We start from the raw sequence: 14,193 nt of genomic DNA on the forward strand, positions 1-14,193 counted from the left end.
GGCATGCTTAAAAAGAAAGAAGCCCATCAGGAAGAACTTGAGATGGTGACGCTGTCATCTCTGGTGCCTTCGGATCATTTGCTGCGCAATATCGACGCGGTGATCGATTTCAGTTTCATTCATGACCGGGTTGCACATTTGTATTGTGCCGACAACGGACGCCCGGCGCTTGATCCGGTGCTGTTGTTCAAGATGCTGTTTGTCGGCTATCTGTTTGGCATTCGCTCGGAACGGCAATTGCTGCGCGAGATCGAGGTCAATGTGGCCTATCGTTGGTTTTTGCAGCTTCGCCTGACCGACAAGGTGCCCGATGCCAGCACGATCAGTCAGAACCGGCGGCGACGGTTCAATGACAGCGACATCTGTCAGGAGATTTTCGACGAGATTGTCGAACAGGGTATCCGGGCGGGCCTTGTCGATGGCACAGTACTTTATAGCGACAGCACGCACCTCAAGGCCAATGCCAACAAGAACCGCTTCGACCGTCAGGTGGTCGAGAAGTCTCGTGCGGACTATCTTGCCGCCCTTGATGCCGATATTGCGCAGGACCGGGCTGATCATGGCAAGAAGCCGCTCAGGGAGAAAGCGCGTCAGTCTGTTGCCAAAGAAACAAAGATCAACCGTACCGATCCCGAGAGCGGCTATATGGTGCGCGATGGCAAGCCGAAGGGTTTTTTCTATCTTGATCACCGCACTGTCGACAGTGCCCATGCACTGATCACCGATATCCATGTCACGCCGGGCAATGTCCATGACAGTATGCCCTATCTGTCACGTCTGGACCGGCAGCGCGCCCGGTTCGGCTTCGATGTGCGGGCAGTGGGGCTGGATGCCGGTTACTTTACCGCCGGGATCGCCAAGGGTCTGGAAGACAGGGAAATTGAGGGCGTGATCGGCTATCGCCGTCCGACCCATCGCAAGGGATACCTGCGCAAGAAAGACTTTGAATATCTGCCTGGGATCGATGGCTATCGATGTCCGCAAGGGGAAATCCTCAATTACAGCACCACCAACAGATCCGGATACCGGGAATATAAAAGCAGCCCGAGGGTCTGCAAAAGCTGTCCGCTGCGCGATGCCTGTACGCAAAGCCGCAATCACACCAAGGTTGTGACACGCCATGTCTGGCAGGACAGCCTTGAAAAGATCACAGCCAACCGTCTCAGCCCCTGGGGCAAGCGGATTTATGAGCGACGCAAGGAAACGGTAGAGCGCAGTTTTGCCGATGCCAAGCAATTGCATGGGCACCGATACGCACGCCTGCGCGGGCTTGCCAAGGTGCGTGAGCAATGCCTTCTGGCGGCAACGGCCCAGAACATGAAGAAGATAGCCCTGATCCTGACGCGCAAGGGGGCGTTTTGTGACATGCTTTTATGGATTGTGAGCAATTGGGCCAGAAAACACGGGATTTTGCCTGCCTTTGCCGAATGATCTGGCAAACAGCAAGGCTTTCTCCTTAAAAAGACACTGCCCCATAAAAAAAACGAACCCCGACAAAAATGATGGGGTTCGTCAGCAGTCTGGGGAACCAGCAGTGGCCCCCGTTCTTTTTTGCGCGCTTGCGCGGATGATTAGCTGCGCGGTTTGAGGTTTTCCGGGTCGTAAAGCGGCTTGTAGCCGATGCCGACGACTTCGACCGGGTAAATCTCGTCAAAATACGACACGGTCAGTTTCCGACCTTCCTGGCAATAGTCCCATGGCAGATAGGCCAAGGCGATGTTTTTGCCGATGCTGGGGCCGAATGCGATGGAGGTCGTATAGGACCGACGGCCCAGTTCATCGATCAGGGTTTTGCCGGTGTCCGGGTCCATGACCGGCAGATTGCCGACCGGGTAGCGCGCCACCCCGTTGGCATCAATGTTGTCTGTCATGACAAGGGTGCAGAGCATGGCCGGTTGATGATCGCGTTCGCGATATTCGACATGCTTTGCCTTGCCACGGAAATCGGCCTCTTTGACCTTTGGGCGGGCGAGGGCGGCTTCGATCAGGTTATATTGCGTATGCAGATCGGCGTTTTGCAGGCGCAGTGATTTTTCCAGACGGCGCGAGTTGGCATAGGTTTCGACACCCACGGCCATCACCCCAATGCCGCGCAGCGCATCCCAGACAGCAAGACCGTCTTCGTAGCGCATATGAAGCTCCCACCCCTGTTCCCCGACATAGGAAATGCGGAATGCGGTGACGGTTTTACCCGCAATGCTGATCTGGCGGATGGCGGCAAACGGGAAGTTTTCGATATCGAGTTCTTCGGGGGCGGCGACAACCTTTTTAAGGTTTTCACGCGCGTTCGGGCCCCAGATGCCGATGGTGGTGAATTTTTCGGTGACGTCGGTGATGGTGACGTCCCAGCCCTTGTCCTGTGCCATGCGGCGCATATAGATCAGGTCACGCGGGCCGGCATCGGCACCATTGACCAGACGGCAGCGATCGGCCATGCGGAAGACGGTGAAGTCGGCACGAACCATGCCCTCGTCATCGAGCATATGGGTATAGATACCCTTGCCGATATTGGCATCCCCGCCGATTTTGGCGGCACAGAGCCATTCCATCAATTCGACATGATCCGGGCCTTCGATATCGGTCATGTGGAAGTGCGACAGGTTGATGATGCCGCAATCGTCACTCATCGCGAGCTGTTCGGCGTTGGAAACGCGCCAGAAATGGCGGGTATCCCATTCGTTTTCACGCACAGGCACCCGGTCGGCGTATTTTTCAAGCAGATGTTCGTTGGCGGCGTAACCGTGTGCGCGTTCCCATCCGCCCAGTTCCATGAAATAGCCGCCAAGTTCGACTTCGCGTTCGTAGAAGGGCGAGCGGCGGATGCCGCGGGCTTTTGAAAATGGCTCGCGCGGGTGGACGGGCGGGTTATAGATCTTTTTCGCGGTTTCCCAGCAGCGGTCGTAAATGTATTTTTCGTCGAGCTGGAATTCATTGAAGCGCGCGAAATCAATCGCATGGTGATCGACATGGGTGCGGCCATGGGTCATCCAGTCGGCAATCAGTTTGCCCATACCGGGCCCGTCCTTGATCCAGATGCCGACCGCATACCAAAGGCCGCGCAGCTTCTGGCTTTCACCCATCGACGGGCCGCCATCAGCGGATGTTTGCAAAAGGCCATTGAAGGAATGGCTTTCGTTAAAGCCAAGTTCGGTCAGGATCGGGGTCAGTTCCATGGCGCGTTCAAGCGGTTCGATGACGTCTTCGAGTTCAAGGTCGCGCTGGGACGGGGACAGGCGTGCCTGATCCTTTTCAAGGATTTCGCGCGGATGGACCAGACGCGGGTTTTCTTCGTAGTAATAGCCCCATTCGATCTGGCCGCCCTCGGTGCTTTTGGGATCGCCGGTATCGCGCATATAGGCGGAATTCCCTTGATCGCGCAGAAGCGGCATGCCGATTTCAACACCGGTTCCGGCAAATTCGTTATAGGGCCCGAAGAAGGTCAGCGGATGGTCAACGGGCATGACCGGCAGGTCTTCGCCGGCCATTTCGGCAATCAGGCGGCCCCAAAGACCGGCACAGACGACAACATAATCGGCATGGATCGTGCCGCGTTCGGTTTTGACACCCGTGATGCGGCCATTTTCGGTGATCAGTTCAAGGGCGGAGGTGTTGGCAAAAATCTTGAGCTTGTTGCTTGCGACACCCTGATCGATCAGCTTGCCTGCCACGGTTTGCGAACGCGGGATGACAAGGCCGGCATCCGGATCCCACATCGCCCCCTGAATCTGGTCTTCTTCGAGAAGGGGGAATTTTTCCTTGGCCTCGGCAGCGGTAATGATTTTGACATTGGTGCCAAACGCCTTGCCGGAATCAACGCGGCGTTTGAGTTCGGCCATGCGGGCATCATCGCCGACGCGGGCGACCTCTATCCCGCCGATGCGGGCGTAATGGCCCATCTTTTCGTAGAAATCGATGGAATACATCGTTGTCCAGCAGGACAGCAGATCGTGGCTTGTCGCAAAGCAGAAATCGGACGCATGCGCGGTCGAGCCGATATCGGTCGGAATGCCGGATTTGTCGATGCCGACAATATCGTCCCAGCCATTTTCGATCAGATGATGCGATACCGATGCACCGACAATACCGCCGACGCCGACGATAACGACTTTTGCCCTGTTCGGAAATGCGGCCATTTCTCTGTTTCCTTCTTATTGCGATGGTTATCTTGTGTCGGCGGCGGTGGCGGAATTTTGGCGGTATTACTGGGTGAAGAATTATTGAGTGAAGACTACGGTGCGGTTTTTATTGAGCATCACGCGGCCTTCGAGGTGATATTTGACACCACGGGCCAGAACGCGGGCTTCGATATCGCGCCCGGTGGCGACGAAATCATCGGCCGACATGGCGTGGCTGACGCGTTCGGTTTCCTGTTCGATGATCGGGCCTTCGTCGAGGTCGGGCGTGACATAGTGCGCGGTTGCCCCGATCAGTTTCACACCGCGTTCATAGGCCTGATGATAGGGTTTTGCGCCCTTGAAGGACGGCAGGAACGAGTGGTGAATATTGATGATCATGCCATAAAACTGGCTTGAAAGATCGTTGGTCAGGACCTGCATATATCGGGCAAGGACGACCAGTTCGGATTTGGTTTCCTTGATCAGATCGGCAAGTTTGGCTTCCTGTTCGATCTTGTTTTCCTTGTTTACCGGCCAGTAATGGAAGGGGATGCCTTCCTGATCGGCGATTTTGCGCGCGTCTTCGTGGTTCGAGACGATGGCCGCGACCTCGGCATCGAGCCAGCCGACCTTGATCTGATAGAGCAGATGCAGCATCGCGTGATCGAATTTCGACACCATGATGATGATCTTGGGACGGCGGGACAGATCATCGATCTTGAGCTTCATATTGAAGCGGTCAACCGCCGGGTTCAGCATCAGTTCGATTTCGGCCTTGCTGACATTTTCCGGTGTGCTGGTGGCGATGCGCAAAAAGAACTGGTTGGTCTGACGGTCCCAGAACTGGTTGGATTCAATGATATTGGCCCCGCGCGATGCAAGGGCAGAGGCGACGGTTGCGACAATGCCCGGCTGGTCATCACAGGCGATACGCAGGGTATAGGAATGTTCGCTCACTGGAGTGCTCCGTTTCAAAGGGGTGTGACGTTCGTGTCAGAGCTGACGCTCCAGTTCGGGAAGAATGTCGAACAGATCACCCACAATGCCATAATCCGCGACCTGGAAGATCGGTGCATCTTCGTCGGTATTGATCGCAACGATGATTTTGGAATCCTTCATGCCCGCAAGGTGCTGAATGGCGCCCGAAATGCCACATGCGATGTAAAGATCGGGGGCGACCACCTTGCCGGTCTGGCCGACCTGCAAATCGTTCGATGCGTAACCGGCATCCACGGCCGCACGGGATGCGCCGATGGCAGCACCAAGTTTATCGGCAACCGGTGTCATGACCTGCTGGAACTTCTCGGCGGAGCCAAGGGCGCGGCCGCCCGATACGATGATCTTGGCGGAGCCAAGTTCCGGGCGATCATTTTTCGACAGGATATTTTCAAGGAAGGTCGAAAGACCGGTTGCGTCCGATCCGGCATCAATGGTTTTGACCGGGGCCGGGGCGTTGTCGCCATTGGCGGCGGCGAAGCTTGTGGTGCGGATCGTCAGGACCTTTGTCGCATCGGTCGTCTGCACGGTTTCAATCGCATTTCCGGCATAGATCGGGCGTTTGAAGGTATCGGGCGATACGACTTCGATCACGTCGGAAACCTGCATGACATCGAGAAGGGCGGCGACACGGGGCAATACGTTTTTGCCCGTGGTGGTGGCCGGCGCGAGGATGGTGTCGTAATCGCCTGAAAGTTTGGCGATCAGGGCGGCGGTCGGTTCGGCAAGACGGTGTTCAAGGGTGTCGCCTTCGGCAAGGATCACATTGCGAATGCCCGAAAGTTTTGCCGTCGCATCGGCCACCGAACCGGCATTTTTTCCGGCGATCAGAATGTCGATATCGCCACCGATCAGGGATGCGGCGCTGAGCGCCTTGGCGGTCTGATCGGACAGGGATTGATTGTCATGTTCTGCAAAAAGAAGAATGGCCATTTTTATCTCCGCCCGGTTCAGATGACGCCTGCTTCGGATTTGAGCTTTTCAATCAGATCGGTTACACCCGCGACCTTGATCCCGGCGGTGCGACCGGCGGGTTCTTCGACCCGGATCACGCGAAGGCGCAGGGAAACGGTGACGCCGAAATCATCGGGCGTTCTGGTTTCCAGCGGCTTTTTCTTGGCCTTCATGATGTTGGGAAGCGACGCATAGCGCGGTTCATTCAGGCGAAGATCGGCAGTCACAATGGCGGGCAGGGTGACTTCGATGGCCTGAAGGCCGCCATCGACTTCGCGGGTGACCTTGGCGGTGGCATCACCAAGGTCAAGTTCGGAGGCAAAGGTTGCCTGCGACCAGCCGAGCAGGGCGGAAAGCATCTGCCCGGTCTGATTGGCGTCATCGTCAATCGCCTGTTTTCCAAGGATGACGAGGTTTGGATTTTCGACCGCAACCACGCCTTTGAGCAGTTTTGCGACAGATAGCGGTTCGATGGGGCCATCGACCGTGATCAGGATGGCGCGATCCGCCCCCATGGCAAGGGCCGTGCGCAGGGTTTCCTGCGCCTGTGCCGGGCCGATGGAAACGGCGACGACTTCGTTCGCTTTGCGGGATTCTTTCAGGCGCACGGCTTCTTCGATGGCAATTTCGTCAAACGGGTTCATCGACATTTTGACATTGGCAAGATCGACACCAGTGCCGTCTGCCTTGACGCGGATTTTGACGTTGTAATCGACAACCCGCTTTACAGGTACGAGAACCTTCATCTTCGTCCTTCCTGATAAAATCGCGGTTTGGGAATTTCATCCTTTCGCCGCGAAATCGCATTATTGGTATTGTTGAAAAATAGCTTGGCGAATTTTTGCGCCGGAAAATAGAATGTTTGCGTCAAAGCGGGATTATCGCTACGACAGATACAGCAACCTTGTCTGCATCGGAGGGTCTAGGGCCATGTATTCCGGATCTCAAAGCGTCAAAGCGGGGCGTCCTGCGAATGCGTCTGGTGTGGGCAAGTCGAACCACGAAAAGCCGCGGCTTTCGGTCGGGTTCATTCTGGCGAAGCGGTTTACGCTGTGTGCCTTTGCCAATTTTGTCGATGTGCTCAGACTGGCGGCGGATGAAGGGGATCGCAGCCGACCGATCCTGTGCAACTGGACGGTGGTGTCCGACACCATGGACCCGGTGCCGTCAAGCAGCGGTATTATCGTTCAGCCCAAGGAACGGCTGGGCGACCCAAGGCGATTCAATTATATCGTCGTGGTTGGCGGGCTTATGGAAGAAACGCCCAATCTTGGATCGGCCTATCACAAGTTTTTGCACGAGGCGGCGGAGGCCGGTGTGCCGCTTGTCGGGATATGCACGGGGGCGTTCCTGTTGCACCGGGCGGGGTTGCTTGACGGGTATCGGTGTTGCGTTAGCTGGTTCCATCATTCCGATTTCATCGAACAGTTCGAGGGACTTGATCCGGTTGCCGATCAGATTTTTGTCGTTGACCGGGATCGGCTGACCTGTTCGGGCGGGGTCAGTTCGGCCCACCTTGCAGCCTATCTGGTGGACAAGCATGTCGGGCGGGCACAGGCCAGCAAAAGCCTGCATATCATGATCATTGATGATGCGTTGCAGGCGGAAAAACCGCAGCCGGGTATTCCGCTTGACCTCAAGACGCAGGACCCGATTGTGCAGCGGGCGTTGCTGATCATGCAGCAGAATATTGATACACCGATTTCGGTGCAGGAAATCGCGCGCCGGATGGGCAACAGCAAACGTCAGATCGAACGGCATTTCAGGCTTTCGCTTGATACATCGCCGCAGGTGGCGTTTCTGAATATCCGGCTTGATATGGCCCATTACCTGATGGCGAAAAGCCAGAAGTCGGTGGCACAGGTTGCGGTGGATTGCGGATTTTGTGATTCTTCGCATCTAAGCCGGATGTTCCGGCGGCGATATGGCTGCACGCCACAGGAATTGCGCCGCCCGGTATCCGATCAAGTATCTGATGCGGTGCCGGTTCTGGAAGAGGCGTAACTTTCGCCTTTTCATATCGAAGTTAACATGAAAACGCCGCCCGGAAGATGATCCCTCCGGGCGGCGTTTTTCAGTGATCAAAGACCGTGATCAGCGCGGTTCGTTGGCAAGTCCGCGCCAGATGGCAACGCACATCACAAGCAGAACAATCGTAAACGGCAATCCTGTTGAAATCACCATGGATTGCAATGATTTCAGACCGCCTGCCGAGAGCAGCAGGACAATCGCGACCAGACCTTCGAACACGCACCAGAAGACGCGTTGCGGCATTGGTGCGTCGACCTTGCCACCGGCTGCAATCGTATCAATGACCAGCGACCCGGAATCCGAGGACGTGACAAAGAAAACAATCACAAGCACGATCCCGATAAAGGACGTGATTGAGGTCAGCGGGAGTGCATCAAGCATGGTGAAGAGCTGCACCGGAAGGTCGGCTTCCTGCACGGCAGTGTACCCGTCACGAACGACCTGGCTGATGGCGGAGCCGCCAAAGATCGACATCCACAGCACGCAGACCAGCGACGGGATCAGCAGGACACTGATGATGAATTCCCGCACGGTACGGCCACGGCTGACACGGGCGATGAACATACCGACAAACGGGGACCAGGAAATCCACCATGCCCAGTAGAACGATGTCCATCCCTGCATGAAGTTGACATCTTCGCGGCCAACCGGGTTTGACAGGGCCGGAAGGTATTGAAGATATGCCCCCAGGAAGTCAAAAACATCGGTTGCCAGAAGCAGGGTCGGACCCGCGACAAGCACGAACAGGAACAGCAGGAAGGCAATCCCCATATTGATTTCGGATAACAGCTTCACCCCGGATTCCAGACCGCGAACGACCGAGAACAGGGCGATGGAAGTGATGCCGACAATCAGGATGACCTGCCAGGTGGTGTCGATGGGCATTCCGAACAGCTTGTTAAAGCCGGAATTTGCCTGAACCGCACCAAGACCAAGCGAGGTGGCAAGACCGAAAAGGGTCGCGAAAACAGCCAGAATATCAATGATATGCCCGGGCCATCCCCAGACGCGTTCACCGAAGATCGGATAGAAGGCGGAACGGATGGTTAGCGGCAGACCCTTGTTATAGCTAAATAGCGCAAGGCTGAGTGCGACGATGGCATAGATCGCCCAAGGGTGAAGGGCCCAATGGAAAATCGATGCCGCCATGCCCAGACGAACGGCTTCTTCCTGCGTGGCGGCGGCACCCAGCGGGGCCCAGTCGGTGCGAATGCCATCGGCACCCACGGCAGTCCCGCCCAGAGAAGACGAGAAGTGGCTTAGCGGTTCCGAGACACCATAGAACATAAGCCCGATCCCCATGCCGGCCGCAAACAGCATGGAGAACCAGCTTAGATAGCTGAAATCAGGTGTTGCGTCCTTGCCGCCAAGCCGAACCTTGCCATAGGGGCTGACGACGACGACAAGGCAGAGGATTACGAAAATGTCGGCGGCACCGATGAAGAACCAGTCGAAGCCTTTGGTGACTTCTGAAAACAACAGGCTGAAAACCGAATTTGCCTGTTCTGGCATCAACAGTGTGTAGGCAACGAACGCGATGACGGTCAGGGCGGAGACGGCAAAGACGGGGTTATGGATATCGAACCCGATGGGGCCGAGATGCCCTTCGATATTGTCCTGACCGATATTGTAGTCTGTATCAATCTGGCCTTCTGGCGGCGTTTCTTCCGCCGATGTTTTGACGTCACTCATGAAGCTTCTCCTGTTATGAACCTGCGAAAAAATTCCGTCAGGAGAGATCCTTTGATTGGACCCTTCTTGTGATTTGGATAAAAGGATGCCGCGCACGCCAATAGGCGAGCTCATTTATGCTGTTGGTAACGTGCGGGGCGTAAGGCAGAGGTCTGGAGTTCTAGAGTTCGACCTCGATGTCCGACAAAGGTATCGAACAACAAATCAGGACTTTGCCCTGATCTATTTCGCGCTGGCGGATACCGCCACCGTGCTGCATATCGACTTCACCGGAAATCAGTTTTGACTTGCATGTACCGCAGATGCCGCGCTGGCAGGAGGACATCGGCAATATCCCCGCCTCGCGTGCCGCCGAAAGAACGGTCATGCCCGGACCACATTCGACAACGTGGCCGGTTTTGGTGAAGCTCACCCGGAAGGTCTGGCCGCTGATTTCCGGGGCCGCGACAGGCTCTTCAAATGTTCCGGCTGTTTCCGCGCCGAAGTCGAAGCTTTCCTCGTAATATTTCTCCATGTCGAAACCGGCATCGCGCAACATGTTGCGAACACCTTCCATGAAGGGGGCTGGACCGCAACAGAACACCTTGCGGTCCTTGAAATCGGGCAGCATCAACGACAGCATCTGAATGTTGAAGCGGCCGGTATAGCCGCTCCAGCTATGATGGGCGGCGGCGGTACTGCAGGTGAAGGCAATTCTGAGGCCCGGGTTCTGGGTGGCAAGAAGCGACAGTTCCTTGTGGAAAATGATGTCGGCCGGGGTTCGTGCCGCGTGGATGAAATACAGATCGGACGGTTCGGACAGATCGCAGGCCGTGCGGGTCATCGACATCATCGGGGTGATGCCGCTGCCTGCCGAAATGAACAGAAGCTTTTCCTCGCCAGTTGCATCGGTGGTGAATTCACCGAACGGGCCGGAAACATTCACTTCCTTGCCGGGCATCATATAGTCATGCAGCCAGTTCGAACCGGGGCCGCCGGGTACGCGTTTGACCGTGATCTCGATCCGGTAGGGGCGGGCGGCAGATCCCGAAATCGTGTAACTGCGCGTGACCATGCCTTCGACGGGCAGTTCAAACGTCATGTATTGGCCCGGATAGAAGCGGAATGCGCGCGGTTCGCGGGCTGAAAAGACGAATGTTTTTACGTCGTGGGTTTCCTGCCGCACCTGCCGACAGACCAGAACGTCATCATTTTCCGGGTCCCAAAGCGGGATGCGGGTGGCCTCGGTAAAGTTTTCATCGTCCCCGGACGGGGCGGCTTGCCCGGTTGCCGGTGGATTGGTCTGGGTCATCATTTGGTGGCCGCCCCGGATTTGTCTTTGGTCAGATGTTGATTCATCCGGGCGATATACCAGTCACAGAATGCTTCGACATGTGGCTCGGTAAAGCGTGAATAGGGGCCGGGCTCGTAGGATGGCTGTTCACTGCCAAGCTGGGCAATACGGACAAGATCGGCGTCCTGCTGGTTGGTCATTTTCCAGACCTGGGTCAGGTTATCGAGGTTGTAATCTTCGCCTTCGATGGCATCCTTATGGACCAGCCATGTGGTGCGCACCAGCGTGCGGTCGGCTGATAGCGGCAGGACCGAGAAGGTGACGATATGGTCGCTCATGAAATGGTGCCAGGAATTCGGATGCGTCCAGAAGCTGAGCCCGCCCAGCTTTGGATCGGTGAATTTGCCCAGCAGCTTTTTCGAGGCGACCTTGGTGTCAAGGGTGTGAGATTCTCCTTCCCACATCAGCGGCAGGCGCATGGTGCGAAAGCCGGTGATATCCGAAAGATGATCTTCCTCTGCCGATGGCAGGCCACAGGATTCCCAGCGTTTATGCTCGTTTTCAATCGCGCTGGTATATTTTTTGACGTCTTCGGACCGGCGTTCGTCCATTTCATCGGGGGAAAAGCCAAAGCCGAATTCGGATAGCGGCACGGTCAGTTGCGGATGGTTGGCTTCGCAGTGATAGCATTCGCGGTTGTTTTCCATCGTCAGCTTCCAGTTGCCTTCCTCGATCAGGTCAGAGGTGAAGGCAACCTTGCAATTGGCGATGTCGTGCGGTGCGATATAGGGCGTCATCACGCGGGCCATATCGTCGATGTCTTTGGGGGCTTCATCGGCAAGGCAGATGAAAATCAGTCCGGCGATGGAACGGATATGGACGGCTTTAAGCCCGTGACAGCTTTTATCAAAGCCAGCCCCCATATGTTCGGCCAGGATCAGATCGCCGTCTTCGTTATAGGTCCAGCCGTGATAGCGGCACACGATATTGCCGATTGTCGTGGCGCGTTCGTCGATCAGCTTTGCCCCACGGTGGCGACATACATTGTGAAACGCGCGGATTTCCATATCGTCGCCGCGCAAAAGCAGGATCGATGCGCGGCCTACCTCGACCGTGATGCAGTCACCCGGTTCGGGCAGTTCCGGCTCGACCGCGACGAAAATCCAGTGCCGGTTGAAAATGACCTCTATATCCAGATCAAGGATTTCCGGGGCATTGTAAAATGGCGCTTCAAGGCTTTTGCCTTTCTCGCGGCGCGACACGAGTTCTTGTATGTCAGAAGAAAAACGCATGATCGGTACCTCAACTTATGAGGGTGTCACGGGAGAAGGACTTTGTCGGTCCTTGCGGAATAAGTGAATGATGGACCTGTCTTGGGTGCAAGGAAACAGGAAGCAGTGATTTTCCGTCTTCGGACGACATCATTGGCCGGTTTCAGGCGTTTGTCATGGCAACGAACAGACAAGGCAAAAGCACATGGAAATGCTTCCCGGTAGCGCAGTTCGGCCCTTTCCCGGTTGGTCACAACAGGGGGGCAGATACTTGAAAAACAAGCGCCCGCAAACGGGATGCCTGTCTTGTATGCGGCGCGTGCTGTCAATTGCACCCAAAGTCTCCCTCTTTTCATGCGGCAGGTAACCTGCTCTTCATTCGCCCTTGATGAACAACAGGCGATTAAAAAGATTTGAAAATCTATTGCGAATTGGACGGCAGGTGGCAGGAACCTTGAGGCAATCACACAGTAAAATTGCGACGCAAGAGTGTAACATTGGGTGTCAGATCGCCATGATAGGCTGTTATCCATTGAAAACAGGGATTTTTCAATTTCATCGACGGGCAGAAATGGCAGGATGATTGCTTCTGTAGCGGGTCTTCTGCGGCGGGAGGCATCGAAATCGTATCCGCGTTTCAAAGCAGCCTGTCTCTTGCGTGAACCCGTATATCACTGCCAGCAATGACATTTCGTGAAAACAGGTTAGACTGTTGCGCAATCTGGATTTTCTGATCAAAGAAGATCGGCCGATCAACAATCTTTCCAGTCCCTGGTCCTGACCCTGACAACCACAAAACCCGGAAGCCACCATATCATGTCTCATTCTTCCAAAGGCGCCATTTATATGGCTGCTGCCGCCAATCTTTTGATCGCCGTTGCCAAGTTTGGCGGGGCGGCGGTTACCGGGTCTGCCGCGATGATGTCAGAAGGTATCCATTCGCTGGTTGATACCGGAAATCAGGGATTGCTTCTGCTTGGTATCCGGCTGTCGAACAAGCAGCCCGACAAGCAGCATCCGCTTGGTTATGGCAAGGAAACCTATTTCTGGTCGTTTCTGGTGGCGGTGATGATTTTTGGCCTTGGGGCGGGGGTTTCGATCTGGGAAGGGGTGGACAAGATCATTCATCCCCATGCGCTTGATATTCATATGGTTGCCAGCATCGGCGGGTTCGATGTCATGACCTATCATGTCGTGCTGTCGATCCTTGTCATTGCCATGCTGCTGGAAGGGTTGGCGTTCCGGACAGCCTACCGGGCCTTTGTCACGCAACATCCCGATACGCCAGTTTTGAAGGCCATTCACGATACCAAAGATCCGACCGTGATCGTCATCCTGTTTGAAGACAGTGCGGCCATGCTTGGCCTGATCGTTGCCTTTTTCGGGATATCGGCGGCATATGTTCTTGATATGCCGCTTTTGGACGGGATTGCATCGGTTGCGATTGGCGTCATTCTGGCGGTTACGGCGTTCTTCCTTGCTGTGGAATGCAAGGGATTGCTGATCGGTGAAAGTGCTACGGCCGAAACCCGGTCAAAGATCACTGCAATGGTGAATGCCATTCCCGGGATCAAGCGCGCCAATGAAATCATTACACTGCATCAAGGTCCGCAAAGCCTTATGGTGTGCATCAGTGTCGATTTTCAGGACAATATCAGTTCGAACCAGATAGAGGCGACCGTTTCCCAGGTCGAAGCCGATATCCGATCCACCATTCCCGGTGTCGCGAAGGTGTTTATCGAAGCGCAAAACTGGCGGTCGCATCAGGAGCTTCTTGCTCAGTGATATGGCGCAGTGATTGGGTGCAATGATCGGGTGCAATGATCCCGCCATTCAGCCGATCATCTGTGCAGACGCAGAT

General features: G+C 55.5%; 11 protein-coding genes. 3 read left to right on the top strand and 8 right to left on the bottom strand.

Features of this window, described 5'->3' with window-relative positions; all coding sequences use genetic code 11:
• Positions 1–3: 3 nt before the first annotated feature.
• Entirely contained in the window at positions 4–1,431 is a 1,428-nt protein-coding gene (locus ABIE64_RS02640; protein ID WP_354376558.1) for an IS1182 family transposase, read from the top strand.
• 140 nt (positions 1,432–1,571) lie between these two features.
• On the opposite strand, the gene ABIE64_RS02645 is transcribed toward ABIE64_RS02640, so the two are convergent.
• From ABIE64_RS02645 to ABIE64_RS02660, 4 genes are all read right to left on the bottom strand, one after another.
• A complete protein-coding gene (locus ABIE64_RS02645) occupies positions 1,572–4,133 on the bottom strand; it encodes a GcvT family protein (protein WP_354376559.1) in 2,562 nt (853 codons plus the stop codon).
• 81 nt (positions 4,134–4,214) lie between these two features.
• The gene (gene purU, locus ABIE64_RS02650; RefSeq protein ID WP_007091355.1) at positions 4,215–5,072 is read right to left on the bottom strand and encodes a formyltetrahydrofolate deformylase; all 858 of its coding nucleotides are present in this window, start codon (positions 5,070–5,072) and stop codon (positions 4,215–4,217) included.
• Positions 5,073–5,108: 36 nt separating this feature from the next.
• The gene (locus tag ABIE64_RS02655; protein ID WP_354376560.1) at positions 5,109–6,044 is read right to left on the bottom strand and encodes an electron transfer flavoprotein subunit alpha/FixB family protein; all 936 of its coding nucleotides are present in this window, start codon (positions 6,042–6,044) and stop codon (positions 5,109–5,111) included.
• 17 nt (positions 6,045–6,061) lie between these two features.
• Complete coding sequence (locus ABIE64_RS02660; RefSeq protein ID WP_354376561.1) at positions 6,062–6,811, bottom strand: electron transfer flavoprotein subunit beta/FixA family protein; 750 nt, start codon at positions 6,809–6,811, stop codon at positions 6,062–6,064.
• A gap of 184 nt (positions 6,812–6,995) precedes the next feature.
• On the opposite strand from ABIE64_RS02660, the gene ABIE64_RS02665 reads away from it, so the two are divergent.
• Positions 6,996–8,069 (top strand): GlxA family transcriptional regulator, encoded by a 1,074-nt coding sequence (locus ABIE64_RS02665; protein ID WP_354376562.1) that lies wholly within the window; start codon positions 6,996–6,998, stop codon positions 8,067–8,069.
• 90 nt (positions 8,070–8,159) lie between these two features.
• On the opposite strand, the gene ABIE64_RS02670 is transcribed toward ABIE64_RS02665, so the two are convergent.
• From ABIE64_RS02670 to ABIE64_RS02685, 4 genes are all read right to left on the bottom strand, one after another.
• Positions 8,160–9,788, bottom strand: a complete 1,629-nt coding sequence (locus ABIE64_RS02670) for a BCCT family transporter (RefSeq protein ID WP_354376563.1) — start codon at positions 9,786–9,788, stop codon at positions 8,160–8,162.
• 160 nt (positions 9,789–9,948) lie between these two features.
• Complete coding sequence (locus ABIE64_RS02675; protein ID WP_354376564.1) at positions 9,949–11,082, bottom strand: FAD-binding oxidoreductase; 1,134 nt, start codon at positions 11,080–11,082, stop codon at positions 9,949–9,951.
• Positions 11,079–12,353: an aromatic ring-hydroxylating oxygenase subunit alpha gene (locus ABIE64_RS02680; protein ID WP_354376565.1), complete on the bottom strand. Its 1,275-nt coding sequence runs from the start codon at positions 12,351–12,353 to the stop codon at positions 11,079–11,081. Before ABIE64_RS02680 ends, ABIE64_RS02675 begins: the two co-directional genes overlap by 4 nt.
• A 26-nt stretch (positions 12,354–12,379) precedes the next feature.
• On the bottom strand, positions 12,380–12,973 hold the full coding sequence (locus tag ABIE64_RS02685) for a hypothetical protein (protein WP_354376566.1): 594 nt from the start codon (positions 12,971–12,973) through the stop codon (positions 12,380–12,382).
• 175 nt (positions 12,974–13,148) lie between these two features.
• On the opposite strand from ABIE64_RS02685, the gene ABIE64_RS02690 reads away from it, so the two are divergent.
• Positions 13,149–14,117, top strand: a complete 969-nt coding sequence (locus ABIE64_RS02690) for a cation diffusion facilitator family transporter (RefSeq protein WP_007091362.1) — start codon at positions 13,149–13,151, stop codon at positions 14,115–14,117.
• The last annotated feature ends 76 nt before the right edge of the window (positions 14,118–14,193 follow it).

The sequence above is a fragment of the Thalassospira sp. MBR-102 genome, from assembly GCF_040549275.1.
Classification (GTDB): Bacteria; Pseudomonadota; Alphaproteobacteria; order Rhodospirillales; family Thalassospiraceae; genus Thalassospira; species Thalassospira xiamenensis.